The organism is Amycolatopsis stemonae (assembly GCF_054781455.1).
Map to the genome: position 1 here is coordinate 209,678 of NZ_BAAGUJ010000010.1, position 17,085 is coordinate 226,762.

13 protein-coding genes are annotated in these 17,085 nt (G+C 72.5%); 5 read left to right on the forward strand and 8 right to left on the reverse strand.

All coding sequences use genetic code 11. The annotated features are described in order from the left end of the window. The first annotated feature begins 25 nt into the window (after window positions 1-25). Window positions 26-1,426, forward strand: a complete 1,401-nt coding sequence (locus tag ACYVLJ_RS32830; protein ID WP_460441575.1) for a DUF6801 domain-containing protein — start codon at window positions 26-28, stop codon at window positions 1,424-1,426. 60 nt (window positions 1,427-1,486) lie between these two features. Beyond that, complete coding sequence (locus ACYVLJ_RS32835; protein WP_460441576.1) at window positions 1,487-2,068, forward strand: DUF6801 domain-containing protein; 582 nt, start codon at window positions 1,487-1,489, stop codon at window positions 2,066-2,068. A 79-nt stretch (window positions 2,069-2,147) separates the two neighbouring features. On the opposite strand, the gene ACYVLJ_RS32840 is transcribed toward ACYVLJ_RS32835, so the two are convergent. Further along, the gene (locus ACYVLJ_RS32840; protein WP_460441577.1) at window positions 2,148-3,425 is read right to left on the reverse strand and encodes a PucR family transcriptional regulator; all 1,278 of its coding nucleotides are present in this window, start codon (window positions 3,423-3,425) and stop codon (window positions 2,148-2,150) included. A gap of 284 nt (window positions 3,426-3,709) precedes the next feature. On the opposite strand from ACYVLJ_RS32840, the gene ACYVLJ_RS32845 reads away from it, so the two are divergent. After that, window positions 3,710-4,405, forward strand: a complete 696-nt coding sequence (locus ACYVLJ_RS32845) for a hypothetical protein (RefSeq protein ID WP_460441578.1) — start codon at window positions 3,710-3,712, stop codon at window positions 4,403-4,405. Then, window positions 4,402-4,764: a GntR family transcriptional regulator gene (locus ACYVLJ_RS32850; protein ID WP_460441579.1), complete on the forward strand. Its 363-nt coding sequence runs from the start codon at window positions 4,402-4,404 to the stop codon at window positions 4,762-4,764. The genes ACYVLJ_RS32845 and ACYVLJ_RS32850 overlap by 4 nt, the downstream gene beginning before the upstream one ends. Here the strand turns inward: ACYVLJ_RS32850 and ACYVLJ_RS32855 are convergent. From ACYVLJ_RS32855 to ACYVLJ_RS32875, 5 genes are all read right to left on the reverse strand, one after another. Further along, entirely contained in the window at window positions 4,752-5,546 is a 795-nt protein-coding gene (locus ACYVLJ_RS32855; RefSeq protein WP_460441580.1) for an arginase family protein, read from the reverse strand. The two genes, ACYVLJ_RS32850 and ACYVLJ_RS32855, sit on opposite strands and share 13 nt — an antisense overlap. Further along, window positions 5,543-8,920 (reverse strand): pyruvate carboxylase, encoded by a 3,378-nt coding sequence (locus ACYVLJ_RS32860; protein ID WP_460441581.1) that lies wholly within the window; start codon window positions 8,918-8,920, stop codon window positions 5,543-5,545. The genes ACYVLJ_RS32855 and ACYVLJ_RS32860 overlap by 4 nt, the downstream gene beginning before the upstream one ends. Window positions 8,921-9,053: 133 nt before the next feature. Then, the gene (locus ACYVLJ_RS32865) at window positions 9,054-9,941 is read right to left on the reverse strand and encodes a S8 family peptidase (protein ID WP_451975205.1); all 888 of its coding nucleotides are present in this window, start codon (window positions 9,939-9,941) and stop codon (window positions 9,054-9,056) included. A gap of 43 nt (window positions 9,942-9,984) precedes the next feature. Then, a complete protein-coding gene (locus tag ACYVLJ_RS32870; RefSeq protein ID WP_460441582.1) occupies window positions 9,985-12,654 on the reverse strand; it encodes a caspase family protein in 2,670 nt (889 codons plus the stop codon). Between the two features lie 54 nt (window positions 12,655-12,708). Next, window positions 12,709-13,839 (reverse strand): erythromycin esterase family protein, encoded by a 1,131-nt coding sequence (locus ACYVLJ_RS32875; protein WP_460441583.1) that lies wholly within the window; start codon window positions 13,837-13,839, stop codon window positions 12,709-12,711. A gap of 31 nt (window positions 13,840-13,870) precedes the next feature. On the opposite strand from ACYVLJ_RS32875, the gene ACYVLJ_RS32880 reads away from it, so the two are divergent. Continuing rightward, on the forward strand, window positions 13,871-14,506 hold the full coding sequence (locus ACYVLJ_RS32880; protein WP_460441584.1) for a TetR/AcrR family transcriptional regulator: 636 nt from the start codon (window positions 13,871-13,873) through the stop codon (window positions 14,504-14,506). Here ACYVLJ_RS32880 and ACYVLJ_RS32885 read toward each other — a convergent pair. Both ACYVLJ_RS32885 and recG read right to left on the reverse strand, forming a co-directional pair. Further along, entirely contained in the window at window positions 14,466-14,933 is a 468-nt protein-coding gene (locus ACYVLJ_RS32885; protein ID WP_451975000.1) for a GNAT family N-acetyltransferase, read from the reverse strand. The genes ACYVLJ_RS32880 and ACYVLJ_RS32885 overlap by 41 nt on opposite strands. Continuing rightward, window positions 14,930-17,083 (reverse strand): ATP-dependent DNA helicase RecG, encoded by a 2,154-nt coding sequence (gene recG / locus ACYVLJ_RS32890; RefSeq protein ID WP_451975002.1) that lies wholly within the window; start codon window positions 17,081-17,083, stop codon window positions 14,930-14,932. The genes ACYVLJ_RS32885 and recG overlap by 4 nt, the downstream gene beginning before the upstream one ends. Between the last annotated feature and the right edge of the window lie 2 nt (window positions 17,084-17,085).

Below are 17,085 nucleotides of genomic sequence, written 5' to 3' on the forward strand. Positions count from 1 at the left end.
TTTCCGCACGCACCCAGGGAACCTGATGCCACGTCGAGCCCGGCCCCGCACCCTCGCCGTTTCCGCGCTGGCGGCCGTCGGCCTGCTCTCCGCGGTGAACGGCGCGCTGACCGGGGTCGGCTCGGCCGCCCCCGCGCCCGCGGTCCCGCCGGACACCAAGGCGACGGCGGCGGTTTCGGTGACCTGCCCGTTCGCCGACCCGCTCGGCGCCCGCGCGCTCACCACCGAAACGTCGGTCACCCTGCCCGCCCAGGCGAAGACGGGGACCTCGCTGACCCTCGGCGCGCCGGCCACGAAGGTCACGCTCCCGCGCGACGTCGCGCTGTCGTACCTGCCGGCCGGCGCCACCACCGGTTCCCTGGCGGGCGAGCTGCGGTTCGACCTCGACGTGCATCAGGACGACCGCGCGGACAAGGTCCCGGTCGCCCTCACCGTGCCGGCCACCGCGCTGCCGGAGACCGGGGACCTCACCCTGACGGCCACCGGCACCGTGCCCGACATCGCGCTGAACACCGTCGGCGCCGTCACCTTCGACGTCACCGCGCCTTCCCTCGCGCTCGCCGCCGTCCCGGCGCCCGCCGATCCGGCCGCGAAGCCGGTCGCGTGCGCGGTGGACCCCGGGCAGCAGACCACGCTGGGCAAGGTGCTGGTGCTGCCGAAGGCGACCCCGGCTCAGAAGGCGAAGCAGCAGCAGGCCGCGGCCGCCGACGAGCCCGGCCCGGGCGATCCCCCGACCGACGACGAGTTCGCGGTCCCGCTGAGCCTCGTCACGATCTTGACGACGTCGACGGTCAAGAAGCTCGGCGCGACCGTCAAGGCCGACCCGGCGTTCCTGTTCAACGGGCTGTTCATCCTCAACCTGGTCACCAACGACTCCCGGGTCACCGGGTCGACCACGTTCGCCCCGTCGACCGCGACGTTCCTGGGCTTCGGTTTCGTGCCGGTGACGGCGACCGTCGAGTTCCTGCCCGTCGACTACCGGAACAGCAAGGTCATCGAGATCGCCGGCAAGATCACGACGGATCCGGACACCGGGGCCACGTTCCTGAACACGACGCTCCAGGTGATGGCCCGGCTCAGCAACGCGAAGGTCAACGGCGTCCCGCTGGACCTGGGGCCGGACTGCGTGACGGAGGACGCGGTGAAGCTCACGCTGAACGGCCCGTACGAGGCGTTCGGCGTCGGCCACATCCGGACGGACAAGGACACCGGTTTCGAGCTCCCGAAGTTCACCGGCTGCCGCGCCGGCGGCCAGGAGCTGAGCCCGCTGCTGTCCGGAATGAGCTCCGGACCGGGCAACCAGGCGTTCGTCGACACCTACAACCTGATCGTCTGCACCGAGCCGGACCACACCCAGTGCCCGCCGGGGTCCGACGGACCCCCGCCGGAGGCGGCGGCGAAGAAGACGGTCAAGCACTCGAACTGAGCGGAAGCTCCCTCGCCCCGACCGTTACCGGTGGCCTGACTGTCCACTGTGGAGGATCACATGCGCTCCCGCCTGACCGCGGCGCTCGCCATCGCGATCGCCGTCACCGGAGTGGCCGGGCCCGCCCGCGCGAGCACGCTGTTCCAGTCCGGCTCGGCCGGCTACACGTGCGTGTTCCCGGGCCAGTCCGTGCAGCCGGTGACCGTGACGGAGGAGTTCACCGGCCCGGACACGGCCGCGCCCGGCGCGGTGTTCACCCTCACGAACCTCTCGGGGACCGTCACGCTGTCCGACGGCGCGCTCGCCGCCCTGACGGCCGCCGGTTACGACGGCACCGCCGCCGGGGCGAGCGCCATGATCGTCACGCCCGCGAACGCCACCGCCACCGGGACCGGCACCCTCGGCCTGGTCCAGCCGGCGACGTGGGGCACCGGGCCGGCGACGATCACGTTCCGCGGCGGGCGGCAGCCGTTCACCGCGGGACCGTCCGGGGAGATCACGTTCCGCCGCACGAAGGCGCTCGCCCTGCAGCTGTCCCTGCACCGGCTGCCGGGCAGCACCGCCCCGACCGGCGTGGACCTCACCTGCACCCAGCCGGACGGCCAGGTCACGCCCTTCGGTCCGGCGCTGCCGATCGGGTAAGCCGCCCGGCCGGCGAAACACCCGGCTACGCCGAACTGGCGCGCCTGAGTCTGCCCGGCGTTCGACCGCGGACCGGGCCCTAGTTGGACGTCCACTGTGGACGCGTGGCGCCCGACCGCGGCGAGGGCAGGATCTCGCTCACCGGGTACCGCAGCGGCAGCGGCGCCGCCCCCGCGCGCAGCGCCAGTTCCATCTCGAACCGGGCCGCCGGGTCGCGCAGGCTCTCGCCGAAAGTCGCCTGTAGCTGGCGCATGCGGTAGCGGACCGTCTGGGGGTGCACGCCCAGGCGTTCCGCGATCTCCACCACGTTGCCCTGGCTGTCGAGCCAGGCCCGCAGCGTCTCCAGCAGCCGCTCCTGCTGCTTGCCCGTCATGTCCGCCAGCGGCGCGAACAGCCGGTGGCGCAGCGTGCCGACCAGGCCCGTGTCGGAGTTGACCAGCAGCGTCGCCAGGTGCTCCTCCGCGCGCAGCACCGGGCGCGGCACCAGCACCCCGCGCTCGGCCAGGTGAAGAGCGTTGCGGGCCCACCGCAGGGAATCCGCCACCGACGCGAGCGGGACGCACGGGCCGATCGAGAGCCGGCAGTCCGGCAGGGCCACCTGCAGCGTCGCCAGCCGGGCGCCGCTGAGCTCGCCCGGGACCACCAGCTTCGGGTCGGGGGTGTCGAGCTCGGCGAGGACGTCCGCGTCCAGGCCGGCGTGGCGGCGGGCCGGGGCGACGCCGTCGGCCGGGCTGACCGCCACCGGCGTCGCGTCGGTCGGCACCGGCCAGCCGATCAGCTGGGCCAGCTCGGCGATCGCCTTGGGCGACGCGGGTGGCGCCTCGAGGATCAGGTGCAGCAGCTTGCGGCGCCACGTGTCGAGCGCGCCCGCCGTGCGTGCCTTCGCCTCCAGGTAGCCGTCGAGCGCGACGGACGCGAGTTCGTCCATGAACGCCAGCATCGCGTCGGCCAGCTGGGACATCACCGCCGACGAGAGCCCGCTTCTCCGGCCGACGCGCATGATCCGCCGCCACGACACACGCGCACCGACGCGGTAGGCCGACTGCAGCGTGTCGAGGCTGCGGCCTTCGCGCATTTCGTTCTGCCCCAGGCGGTGGTGCACCTCGTGGGACTGCTCCTTGGACACCGTCGGGTCGGCGATCTGCGCGACGAACAACGTGATCGCGTACTCGACGCCGGCCCGGATGGACTTGCCGTAGGGGCCGTCGAGCGGGCGCGCGTAGGCCGGGATGGTCGCGCGGATCTCGTCGACGATCTCGGCGGCGAGGCTGGCCAGCTCGGGACGCAGGATGTCGGCGAGCTTGCGGGGTAGTGCGGCCGGGGGCGCAGCGTGATCGAATCCGCGCTCCACCGACATCGCAGCTCCTTCGCTCCGCCCCGGGACTCCCGGCACGCACGGCCGGACACCCCGCCTGGTGCGGGGTGACACCGGACACATCGAAAAAACAGTCCCGAATGTGTCACCCCTTCGAAGAGAAACCGATTTCTTGTCATCCTTGTGACAATTTCACGGACCACGTCTGCAGGAGGCTGACAAGTACCCCGCCGACTGCTCCGGATCGTGCGTACGAACGGACGAGCGGGTCGCGGCCCACCCAGGCCGCTTGTATCATGTGCTTGATACAAGCGAGGGAGGTCCGCATGCCGTGGGACAACGTGCTGGCGGTGGCGCTCTTCACCGGGCTGATCGGCCTGGCGGTCCTGATCGTGCTCTGGCCGGGCGAGAAGCACGGTAAACGCCTGCTCGAACGCTGGGGCGTCCCGGACCCGGACGCCGCCGAGGTGGCACTGGCCGTCCGGTACCTCAAGCGGCGCCGGATCTGGTACCCGTGGCTGTTCCTGATCCTCCCGCCGGTCCTCGGCGACACCGGTGCCGGCACGATCTTCGCCACGCTGCTGCTCGGCGGCCTGATCGCCGAACTGTTCGCCCAGCGGCCCGCGCGGGGCCCGCGCCGCGAGGCCGAGCTCGCCCCGCGGACGCTGCTGGGCATCGTCCCGGCCTGGGCACTGGTGCTCGGCGTGCTCGCCGCGGCCGGGTCGGTCGTGCACCTCGCGCTGACCGCCCAGTGGCAGCTCCTGGCCGTGGCCGTGGGCACCGTCGTGCTCTGCGCGGCGATCACCCTGCTGGCCGTGCGCCGCCCGCCGGCCGGGGCGCCGCGGGCCGACGTGGCTTTGCGCTGCCGCAGCGCGCGGGTGGCGGTCGGGCTGGGCATCGGGGCGTGCGCCGCCCTCGGCTGGCCGGGCGGCGACTTCGTCTCGTTGCTGGTCGTGGTGGTCGGGCTGGCCGCGTTCCTCGCCGTCACCGCGCCGGTGAAACGGCAGCCGGCGGCCGCGTGAAGATCGTCGTCGACACGGAGAACGGGCTCGCGCCCTGGCGGCAGGTGCACGACCAGGTGATCCGCGCGGTGACGACGGGCGCGCTGCCCGAGGGGGCGCGGCTGCCGCCGATCCGCCAGCTGGCCCGGGACCTGGGACTGGCGTCCGGAACGGTGGCCCGCGCGTACCGCGAACTGGAGGCCGCGGGCTGGGTGGCGACGGCCCGGGCCCGCGGCACGGTCGTGACGATCCCGCCGACCCGGCCGGACCCCGCCACAGTGCTCCACACCGCCGCGACCGCGTACGCCACGCAGGCCCGGGACCTCGGCGCCGACCTCGCCACAGCCTTGGATGCGGTCCGCGCGGCCTACGAATCGTGAGCGAGCAGCCGTCCCACGGCCGCCAGCACCGGCTCCAGCACGGCGACCTCGGCGTAGGTGCCCACGCACTCCGTGATTCCCGCGCCGACGACGTCGTACGCGGCCAGGGCGTCGAGTGCCGTCACGAGTCGCGGGATGGTCCAGCCGTCCGGCTCCGGGTAGTTGAGGCCCGCGAACTCCGCCGGGTCGAGGACGTCGAGATCCACGTGCACGTACAGCTTTTCCACGCCCGCCAGGGCATCGACCGACGTGACCGCGAGCCCCCGCGAAACCGCCGCGTGTTCCTCCGGGTCGAACGCGCGCGTGCCCTGGAGGGCCACCCGGCCCGGTTCGAGAGCGGGCGAAGCCGCGAAGTCCGGATCACCCTCGCCGAGCAGGGACCGCAGCACCATCCCGTGGAACGCGCCCGAGGGCGACGACTCAGCCGTGTTGAGGTCCGCGTGCGCGTCGAACCACACGACACCCAGGCCCGGCCCGTACCGGAACCGGGCCACGCCGATCGGGACCAGCTCGACACCGCAGTCGCCGCCGATCGTGAGCACCGGGCCGCCCGGCGCCTCGAGCGCAGCCAGCTGCGCCGCGCGGTTCGGCCCGGTCAGCACGGCCCGCGACGCGACGCCTTTGTCCACTTCGGACACTTCGCGCGTCTGCCGGACGTGGTGCACGGGCCGGCCGAGCACGTGCCCGGCCAGCTCCGCGAGCGCCAGGCAGCCGTCCGGCAGCTCCGCCGCCCGCGGTCCCACGGCGCCTTGGCGCTGCGGGACCGCGTTGACCAGCGTCATTCCAGGACGAGCAGGAGGTCGCCGCCCTCGACCTGCTGGACGGAGTTGATCGCCAGCCGGCCCACCTTGCCGCCGGCGGACGCCGTGATCGACGCCTCCATCTTCATCGCCTCGATGGTCGCGACGGTGGCGCCGGCCTCGACCGTGTCACCCTCGGAAACCTGCAGCGTGACGACCCCCGCGAACGGCGCCGCGACCTGCTTCGGGTTGCCCTTCTCCGCCTTCTCGGTCGCCGGGATGTCCGAAGCGATCGAGCGGTCGCGGATCTGGATCGGGCGCAGCTGGCCGTTGAGCGTCGACATCACCGTGCGGACGCCGCGTTCGTCGGCCTCGCCGATCGCCTCCAGCTCGATGAGCAGCCGCACGCCCGGCTCGAGGTCGACCTGGTACTCCTCCCCCGGCCGCAGCCCGTAGAAGTAGTCCTTGCTGGGCAGCACCGACGTGTCTCCGTAGGCCTCGCGGTGCGCCTCGAACTCCTTCGTCGGGCCGGGGAACAGCAGCCGGTTGAGCGTCCGGCGCGGTTCGTCCGCCAGGGCCGTCCGGTCCTCTTCGGACAGTTCGACGACCGGCTTCGCCGCCGCGCGGCCTTCGAGGGCCTTGGTGCGGAACGGCTCCGGCCAGCCACCCGGCGGGTCGCCCAGCTCGCCGCGCAGGAAGCCGATCACCGAGTCGGGGATGTCGAACTTGTTCGGCTCCGCCTCGAAGTCGGCCGGCGCGACGCCCGCGCCGACCAGGTGCAGCGCGAGGTCGCCGACGACCTTGGACGACGGCGTGACCTTCACCAGATGGCCGAGGATCTTGTCCGCGGCCGCGTACATCGCCTCGATGTCCTCGAACCGGTCGCCCAGCCCCAGCGCGATGGCCTGCGTGCGCAGGTTCGACAGCTGCCCGCCCGGGATCTCGTGGTCGTAGACGCGCCCGGTGGGCGAGGCCAGCCCGGCCTCGAACGGCGCGTAGATCTTGCGCACGCTCTCCCAGTACGGCTCCAGGTCCCCGATCGCCCGCAGGTCCAGCCCGGTGGTCCGGGCGGAGTGGTCGGTGGCCGCCACGATCGACGACAGCGACGGCTGCGAGGTCGTGCCCGCCATCGACGACACCGCGCCGTCGACGGCGTCCGCGCCCGCGTTGATCGCCGCGAGGTAGGTGGCCAGCTGGCCGCCCGCGGTGTCGTGGGTGTGGATGTGCACCGGCAGGTCGAACTCCTTGCGCAGCGCCGTGACCAGCTTGGTCGCCGCGGGCGCGCGCAGCAGCCCGGCCATGTCCTTGATCGCCAGGACGTGCGCCCCGGCGCCGACGATCTGCTCGGCCAGCTTGAGGTAGTAGTCGAGCGTGTAGAGCTTCTCGCCCGGATCGGACAGGTCCGAGGTGTAGCAGAGCGCCACCTCGGCGACCGCGGAGCCGGTCTCGCGCACGGCTTCGATGGCCGGGCGCATCTGCTCGACGTCGTTGAGCGCGTCGAAGATCCGGAAGATGTCGATGCCGGTCTTCGTGGCCTCTTCGACGAACGCGGTGGTCACCTCCGTCGGGTACGGCGTGTACCCGACGGTGTTGCGCCCGCGCAGCAGCATCTGGAGGCAGATGTTCGGCACGGCCTCGCGCAGCGCCGCCAGCCGCTCCCACGGGTCTTCGGCGAGGAACCGCAGCGCAACGTCGTAGGTCGCGCCGCCCCAGCACTCCAGCGAGAGCAGCTCGGGAAGCGTGTTCGCGACGACCGGCGCCACCGCGAGCAGGTCCTTCGTGCGGACGCGCGTGGCGAGCAGCGACTGGTGCGCGTCGCGGAACGTCGTGTCGGTGACGCCGATGTGCGGCGACTTCCGCAGCCACTCGGCGAACCCGGCCGGGCCCAGCTCGACGAGCTTCTGCTTCGAGCCCGGCGCCGGCTGCGCGTCCTTCGCGAGCTTCGGCAGCTTCAGCGTGGCGTCCGGGGTCTTCGGGCGCTCGCCGTGCGGCTTGTTGACCGTCTGGTCGGCGAGGTAGGTCAGCAGGCGCGTGCCGCGGTCGGCGGACTGCCGCGCGGTGAGCAGCTGCGGGCGCTCCTCGATGAAAGACGTCGTGACGCGCCCGTTGCGGAAGTCGTCGTCGTCCAGAACCGCTTGCAGGAACGGGATGTTCGTGGCGACGCCGCGGATCCGGAACTCGGCCACGGCGCGGCGCGCGCGGCCGACGGCCGTCTTGAAGTCGCGGCCTCGGCAGGTGAGCTTCACCAGCAGCGAGTCGAAGTGGGCGCTGATCTCGGTGCCGGAGAAGGCGGTGCCGCCGTCGAGCCGGATGCCCGAGCCGCCCGGCGAGCGGTAGGCGGAGATCATCCCGGTGTCCGGGCGGAAGCCGTTGGCCGGATCTTCGGTGGTGATGCGGCACTGCAGGGCGGCGCCGCGCAGGTAGATCTTGTCCTGGCTCAGGCCGAGGTCGTCGAGGGTCTCGCCGGAGGCGATCCGCAGCTGCGACTGCACGAGGTCGACGTCGGTGACCTCTTCGGTGACCGTGTGCTCGACCTGGATGCGCGGGTTCATCTCGATGAAGACGTGGTTGCCCTGCTTGTCGAGCAGGAACTCGACGGTGCCGGCGTTGCGGTAGCCGATCTGCTTCGCGAACTTGACCGCGTCCGCGCAGATCCGGTCACGCAGCTCCGGGTCGAGGTTCGGCGCCGGGGCCAGCTCGACGACCTTCTGGTGGCGCCGCTGCACCGAGCAGTCGCGCTCGTAGAGGTGGATGATGTTGCCCGCGCCGTCGGCGAGGATCTGCACCTCGATGTGCCGCGGCTCGACGACGGCCTTCTCCAGGAAGACGGTCGGGTCGCCGAAGGCGGACTCGGCCTCGCGCGCGGCGGCCTCGATGGACTCGCGCAGCTGGGCGGGGTCCTCGACGCGGCGCATGCCGCGCCCGCCACCGCCTGCGACGGCCTTCACGAACACCGGGAAGCCCAGCTCCTCGGCCGCGGCGACCAACTGGTCGACGTCGCTGGAGGGCTCCGACGACCCGAGCACCGGCACGCCGGCCTCGCGCGCGGCCTTGACCGCGCGGGCCTTGTTGCCGGTGAGTTCGAGGATCTCGGCGCTGGGCCCGACGAAGGTGATCCCCGCTTCCTCGCAGGCGCGCGCGAGGTCGGGGTTCTCGGAGAGGAAGCCGTACCCGGGGTAGACGGCGTCGGCCTTCGCCTTCTTCGCGGCGGCGACGATCTCGTCGACCGAGAGGTAGGCGCGCACGGGGTGACCGGGTTCGCCGATCTCGTACGCCTCGTCGGCCTTCAGCCGGTGCAGCGAGTTGCGGTCTTCGTGCGGGAACACGGCGACCGTCCCCGCGCCCAGTTCGTAGCCGGCGCGGAACGCTCGGATCGCGATCTCCCCGCGGTTGGCCACCAGCACCTTGCGGAACATGCCCGGTCCTTCCCATTTGGATCGGTAAGTCAACGCACGTTACCCGGTTCTTCCCGCTCTGCGGGAGTTCAGTCCCGGGTGATGGACATCATGCGCCGCGAAGGGTTGGCCGGGAGCGCGTCTGGGCAGCTTCTCAGGATCCAGGCGGGGCGTAAAGCAGCCGGTTGGCCGTGCCCTCCGGGACACCCTGCAGCACGTTTGGCGTCGCCGCCTGAACAAGCGCTTGGTCCACCTGGTCGGGCGTCGCTTCCGGGTGCTGGGCGCGGTAGATCGCCGCCACTCCCGCCGCGAACGCCGCCGCCACCGACGTGCCGGATTCCGGGCCCGCGCCGGTGCCGCCCGCGATCGGGCTCGGGACGTCGACACCCGGTGCGTACAGGTCGACGTCCTGGCCGAAGTTCGACGCCTTGTCCGGGTGGTCCTGGGCGTCGGTCGCCCCGACGGTCAGCGCCTCGGGGACCCGGCCCGGGGAGAACCCGCTCGCGTCGGCCGTCTCGCTCCCGGCCGGGACGGCGATCGGGACCACCGCGGCCAGGCGCTTCACGGCCGCGTCGAGCTGGTCGTTGGGGACGCCGCCGATGCCCAGCACGGCGACCGCCGGTTGCTGGGCGTTCTGCGCGACCCAGTCGAGCCCGGCGATGATCTGGTCGGTGGCGCCGCCGCCGTCCTTGTCGAGCACGCGCACGGGCACGATCTGCGCCCCCTTCGCGACGCCGTAGTCCTTGCCCGCGGCGATCCCGGCGAGGCGGGTGCCGTGGCCGTTGGTGTCGGCGGTGTCCGAGCCGCCGGCGAGGAAGTCCCGGCCGGGCGCGACCCGGCCCTGGAAGTCGGGGTGCTTCGCGTCGACGCCGCTGTCGATCACGTAGATCGAGACGCCCGAGGCGTCGTTCGCGTAGTGGTAGGCGTGGTCCTGCCCGGTCCGCTGGTCGATCCGGTCGAGCCCCCAGCTGGGCGGATCGACCTGGACCCCGCCCGCCGCCGTCTGCCCGGCGAGCACGGTGGCCACGGCCGCGAGAAGCATCTTCATGATCGTCGTGGTACCCCGGGGGCCCGGCGGGGACAACTCAGGGCTGTCGCCCGTTCGGCTGATTCCGGATTCCCCAGACGACGACGAGCGCCGCGAGCAACACGAGACCGACCGTCGCGATCACCTGCCCCGCGACGGTCAGCGAGGAGTCGTAGAACAGCGGTGCGAAGGTCGGCCCGAGCACACCGGCCAGGCCGAGCGTCCCCGCGGCCAGCACGGCGACGGCGGCCCGCCGCGGACGCAGTGCGGCGGCGAAGACGGGCAGCGCGAGGGCGAGCAGCGCACCGAGGACGTAGTAGGCGGCCGCCCGTCCGGCATCGCTGTCGTCGTAGACGGCGAGTTCGGAGAGCTGGGTGATCCACCCGGCCGCGATCCCGGCTCCGAGCACGATCGCCGTCCAGGCTTCCCAGCGTCGCGGCTTGCCGAACGACGCGGCGGAACTCCGGCGCAGGGCGGCCAGCGCACACCCGCCGGCGACGACCAGCCCGGTGTGGGCGATCAGTTCGAAGGCGAACCCGGCGTTCAGGTTGGTCGAGCTGTGCTGGGACAGGGTGACGAATTCGCCGAGGAACCGCAGGAAGCCGAACGCCGCGGCGAAGCCGGTACCGAGCACGAGCGCGGGCCCGACGCGTCTCCGGGTGCGGGGGACGAGCGTGAGGATGCCGGCGAGGAGCGCACAGGCCGCGACGACCCCGACGTAGACGGGCATGCCGGGGCGGTAGGAGGCCAGGTTGTACTCGTCGTAGCGGTAGTTCAGGCCCATGCCGCTGAGGGCGAAGACCGCACCCCCGATGGCCAGGATGGCGGCGGTCCCGGCAACCGGATCCGCTGCGGTTTCGCGGGCGCCGGTCGCCGGTTTTTCGGCGGCTTCCGAGGCGGCCGGGGAATCCTCGGCCGGCTCAGGTGCGACGGCCGCGGGCTCACGGTGCCCGGCGACCGGCCCGGGCGACTGCACCACCGGACCGGGCGCCCCGGACTCGGGCGGCTTCGGCCTGGGCTCCGGGACCAGCTCGGCCGCCGGAGCCGGTTCAGCCACCGCCTCCGGCGCGGTCGCCTGCTCCGGCCTGGGTTCGGGGATCAACTCGGCCGCCGGGTCCGCCCCAGCCGCGGCCTCGGCCGCCCGCTCCGCCGCAGCCGCAGCCTCGCCTGCCCGCTCCACCCCAGCTATTGCCTCGCCCGCCCGCGCCGACCCAGCCACTGCCTCGCCTGCCCGCTCCGCCGCAGCCGCAGCCTCGCCCGCCCGCTCCACCCCAGCTATTGCCTCGCCCGCCCGCGCCGACCCAGCCACTGCCTCGCCTGCCCGCTCCGCCGCAGCCGCAGCCTCGCCCGCCCGCTCCACCCCGGCCACTGCCTCGCCCGCCCGCGCCGACCCAGCCATCGGCTCCGACTCGGCTGACTGCCCTCGCTCGGCCACCGGCTCCCGGTCCGATTCGGACTCGCCTGCCGACTCCCCATCCGGCTCCGGTGCGATGACCGGCTCCGGCTCGGCCTCGATCTCCACCTCCACCACCACGTCACCGGTCGGCCCGGTGACCACCACCTTCCCCCGCCGCACCCCTGCCGGCCCCGCCGCGACCGACAGCGAGGCTCCCGAAGCCGTCTCCGCCACCTCGATCCACGCGTGCGAGGCCTCGAACCGCACCTCCCGGGCCACCGGCGGCCCTACCGCCCGCAAAGCCGCCGAAGCCACCGAGCCCGCCGCCGCGGACAACCGCACCACCGACGGTTCCACCCGCACCACCGCGAAACCCATCGCTTCGGAAGCCGCCGCGGCGACGTGCTCGATGTCCGTCGCCGCCATCGAGCGAAGTGCCTCGAACGCGCCCATCGCCACCGGGAGGTTGCCGCTCGAGAGGCGACGGCGCAGTTCCGCCACCGCGCCCAGCCGGGTGAACGGGTTCTCCGCGCCGATCGCCGCCGCCAGATCGGGTGGGATCGGGGACGGCTTGATGCGGCGGCGCCGGCTCTTCGCCAGGTACAGCTCGCCCTGCATCTCGATGTCGCGGCTCGGCGTCTGCTTCGGGTTGCGTTCGCGGACGCGGTCGAACAGGTACTCGTACAACTCCCCCAGCGCGATCCAGCCGTCTTCGTCGCGGTCCGCCTCGCCCGTGCGCAGGCCCTCCACCAGCGCCGACGTGAACACCGACGGCCGTGCCGGGCCGTCCGAAGCCAGCGCCGCTCCCTCGAAGGCGTACTCGATCGAGTTCGACGCCGTGATGACCGCGCGGCCGCGGCCGCCGCGGAAGCTGTCCAGCACGTTCGCGTCGCCCGACGCACGCACCGCCACGCCCTGGCCGAACGCGCCGCCGTAACAACAGTCCAGCAGCAGGACGATGCTGCGCGAACGGCTTTGGCGGATGCACTGCTGCACGAAGTCCGCGGGCACCGCCGTGGACCGCAGGCGGTCCGGGCGGGTGTTGCGGGCCGCGAAGTACAGCCCGCCCGCGTCGTCCTTCAGGCCGTGGCAGGAAAAGTGCAGCAGCAGGACGTCGTCCGGGCGGCCCTCGGCGCACAGGTCTTCGATTTCGCCCTGCACGACGTGCGACGCTTCGTTGCGGACGACGCGCACCTCGAAGTCGCTGATCGTGCGGTCGGCGAGCACCCCGGCCAGGGCGTCCGCGTCCGCCGCGGGTGAGCCCAGCTGCTGCAACCCCGCGTTGTCGTACTCGCCGTTGGCAACGATCAGCGCCCGCCTCCGCCCGGCCATACCGGGTAGAAAACGCCCGGAATCGCGGTGCGGCAAGCAGCCGAATGGGCACACCTATTCAGCAGCGGAATGGTAAATCGTTTCCTGCCCTTTCAGGCAGACCACCGCGTCGAACGCGGCCGCGACGTCCACCGTGGGCGTCATGTGCGCGTGCCGGATGCTCGACGCCGCCGGGTGCGCGACCACGCACGGGGCCCGAGCGGCCAGCATCGCCTCGACGCTGCCTTCCGCGGGTGCCGCCAATGCCTGTTCGAACATGCGGAACCCGAGCGGGGCTTCCGCGTCGGGCGCGAGACCGGTGGTCGTCCCCGAAACCGCGGTCAAGGCGAGCGCGAAATAGCGGTCGCCCAGTTCGGCGGCCAGGTGCGTGCCCGCCGACGGTGCCGTCATCCCCGGCATCGGCGAGAACGGCACACGCTGGAGGTGTCCGTTGTGGAGCATCAGCACGATCTTCTCGCCCGGGTGGAGCCGCCGCAGCAGCCGGACCGTCGCCGCCATGTACGTGTCGCGCGAAGAACTCTGCGGCTCCGGCGCGCGGCCGGCCATCAGCGCGTCCAGCTCCCGCAGGTACAGGTCGACGCGCAGCGCGCCCTCCGCGTGGTGCGCGGCCTCGGGCGCCAGCGACTCGACATGTCCTTTGAGGACGGTCAGCGCGACCGTCGCCGCATCACGCGCTTCCGCGCTCATCGCGCCGTAACGCCCCGGCGCGACAGCGCTGCTCACCGACGCGTACGGCTCACACGCCGCCAGTGCGGCGTCCACAAGGGACACATTGGCGGGATCCACCCGCGCCAGGACTTCGCGGACCGCCTCCAGCGAAGGCACCGGCGACCCCGCCGAACTCGGCAGGTCGAGCCCGGAGAACCGGACGCCGCGCCCCCGCAGCCACGTCAGCATCGAGTGGACCTCGGGTGAGTCGCCGAGACCGAAGGTGAAGCCCTCGCGCGCGATGTCGGCCACCTCGCCGGGGCCACCGCGAAGCCAGGCGTCGACCAGGTGTCCTTCGGGAAACCCGCCTTCGAACCCGAGAACGGTGAACCCGCGTTCGGTCACGAGGTGCCGCAGCAGCCGGTCGCGCAGCGCCCCGAACTCCCGGATGTGATGGTTGTTCTCACCGATGGCGACGACCTCGGCGTCACCGATCAGCTCGGCGACGGACGCGACGATGGACTCGGTTTCTGACATACTGAGCACACTAACGCAACAGGAGTAGCAGTTGGCAACCGAGATTTCCGGCACGAGACGGCCGGGCGGCCGCACCGAGCGGACTCGCCTCGCCGCCCTGAACGCCACCCTCGAGCTGCTCGGCGAGCGCGGGTACGCCGAGCTGACGGTCGAGGCGGTCGCCGAACGCTCCGGCGTGCACAAGACGACGCTCTACCGCCGGTGGGAGTCCGCCGAAGGCCTGGTCGCGGCCGCTTTGCTGATGGGCACCGAGCAGCCGTGGACAGCGCCGGACACCGGCTCCCTGGAGGGCGACCTGCGCGAGGTCAACCTGGAGCTGGTGCACTACTTCACCTCGCCGGGCGAGCGCGAGCTGCCGACGGCGTCGATCTCGGCGGCCTTCCTCTCCGCGAGAGCGGCGGACGCCCTGCGCGAGTTCTACGTCGACCGCCACGCCCGCTCGGCCGCGATCGTGGAGCGGGCCGTCGAGCGCGGCGAAGTCCCGGCGGACACCGACGCGGTCGAGGTCGTGCGCGTCGCGTGCGGGCCGATCTTCTACCGCCTGTTCGTTTCGCGGGAAGGCGTGACGCCGAAAGACGCGGGCTTGGCCGCGAAAGCCGCCGCGGCCGCCGCGAAAGCCGGCGTGTTCACGGCAGCGGACGCCGGAACCGCGTCTCCTCGAGCGTGACGCGGCCGTCGTCGACCGTTTCGGTCTGGGTGACGCCGTCGTCGACCCAGCCCTGCCGGACGTAGAAGGCCTTCGCGCGCTCGTTCGTCGAGAGCACCCACAGGACGGCGCTGTCGCCGGACATCTCCTCGACGACGCGGTCGTGCAGGGCCCGGCCGAGGCCGCGTCCCCAGTACTCCGGCAGCAGGTACAGCGCGAAGAGCCGGCCGGGACCGAACGCCGCGAAGCCCGCGATGACGCCGTCTTCCTCGGCGACCAGCACCGGGTTGCCCTCTCCGATGAGCCGGGCCCACGATGTCGCGCGCGCCTGCGCCGAGAGGCCGGCGAGGAAGTCCGCCGGGATCAGCCCGTCGTAGGCCGCCTGCCACGACCGCACGTGGACCTCGCCGATCGCCGCGGCGTCGGCGGCCGTCGCCGGGCGGATCAACTCTTCTCCAGGTACTCCGCGCGCTCGACGTCGACGACGTCGGCGACCATCTGCGCCAGCCCGCGGTACTTCTTCAGGTCCGGGTCCTTCTCGACGATCTCCTGGGCGCTGGCCCGCGACGCGGCGATGACGTCCTCGTCGCGCAGCAGCGACAGCAGCTTGAGCCCGGACCGCTTGCCGGACTGCGCGGCGCCGAGGATGTCGCCCTCGCGGCGCAGCTCCAGGTCGAGGCGGGACAGCTCGAAGCCGTCCGTGGTCGACTCGACCGCGGCCAGCCGTTCGCGGGTCGCCGTGCCGTCGAGGGCCTCGGTGACCAGCAGGCACAGCCCCGGCACGCTGCCCCGGCCGACGCGGCCGCGCAGCTGGTGCAGCTGGCTGACGCCGAACCGGTCGGCGTCCATGATCACCATCGCCGTGGCGTTCGGGACGTTGACGCCGACCTCGATCACCGTGGTCGCGACGAGGACGTCGAGCTTCCCCGCCGAGAACGCGCGCATCACCGCGTCCTTTTCGTCGGGCGGCATCCGGCCGTGCAGCACGCCGATCTTCAGCCCCTGCAGCGCACCGTGCTCCAGGTCGGGCGCGACGTCGAGCACCGCGAGCGGCGGCCGCTTGTCGCTCTTGTCCGACGGCGGCTCGTCGCCGATCCGCGGGCACACGACGTAGCCCTGGTGCCCCTTGCCGACCTCTTCGCGGACGCGCTGCCAGATCCGGTCGAACCAGGCGGGTTTCTCCGCGACCGGGACCACCGTCGTCGAGATCGGCGAGCGCCCGACCGGCATCTCGCGCAGCGCCGAGACCTCGAGGTCGCCGTACACGGTCATCGCGACCGTGCGCGGGATCGGCGTCGCGGTCATGACCAGCACGTGCGGGCTGGTGTCGCCGGCGCCGCGGGTGCGCAGCGCGTCCCGCTGCTCGACACCGAAGCGGTGCTGCTCGTCGACGACGGCGAGGCCGAGGTCGGCGAACTCGACGTGGTCCTGGATCAGCGCGTGCGTGCCGACGACGATGCCGGCCTCGCCGCTGACGATCTCCAGCAGCGCCTTCTTGCGCTCCTTCGCGCCCATCGACCCGGTGAGCAGCGTGACGCGGGTGGCGTTGTCCGCCGCGCCCAGCTCACCCGCCTGGCCGAGGTCGCCGAGCATTTCCCGCAGCGACCGGGCGTGCTGGGCGGCGAGGACCTCGGTCGGGGCCAGCATCGCGGTCTGCCGCCCGTTGTCGACGACCTGCAGCATCGCCCGCAGCGCGACGATCGTCTTGCCGGAGCCCACCTCGCCCTGCAGCAGCCGGTTCATCGGGTGTTCGGAGGCGAGGTCCGCGGCGATCTCGTCGCCGATCGCCTGCTGGCCCGCGGTCAGGTCGAAGGGCAGCCGCTTGTCGAAGGCGTCCATCAACCCGCCGCTGACGTGCGGGTTCGGCTTCGCCGGCCGCGAGATGGCCGAGTGGCGCCGCTGCGCGAAGATCAGCTGGACGGCCATGGCCTCGTCCCACTTGAGCCGCTTCTTCGACGCCTCGAGGTGCGCCCAGTTGCTCGGACGGTGGATGCCGTGCAGCGCGGTGTCGAGGTCCGACAGCTTGTGCAGCCGCCGCAGCTCGGCCGGCATCGGGTCTTCGTCGACTTCGAGGACGTCGAGCACCTGGCGCACGCACTTGGCGATCGACCAGGTCGGCATGCCCTGCGCCGCCGGGTAGACCGGGATGATCGCGGCGAGGAAGTCGTCCATCGCCTCGTCGGCGCGGTCGGCCTCGAACAGCTCGTACTCGGGGTTGGTCAGCTGCAGCGTGTCGCGGAAGGCGGACACCTTGCCGGCGAACAGGCCGGTCTTGCCGGGGACGAGGTCCTTCTCGCGCCAGGCCTGGTTGAAGAACGCGCAGGTGAGACGCCGTTTTCCGTCGGTGATCACCATGTCGAGGATGGTCCCGTTGCGGGACTTCATCCGCCGCTTGCTCACCTTCTCGATGCGCGCCAGCACGGTCGCGTGCTCGCCCAGCTCGAGGCCGGCGATGTCGGTGAGCTCGCCCCGCTCGGCGTAGCGGCGCGGGTAGTGGCGCAGCAGGTCGCTGACCGTCTCGATGTCCAGCGAGGTGGCGAGCGCCTTGGCTGTCTTGGCGCCCAGCAGCAGCGGCAGCTTGTCGCGCAGTCCGGCCATCG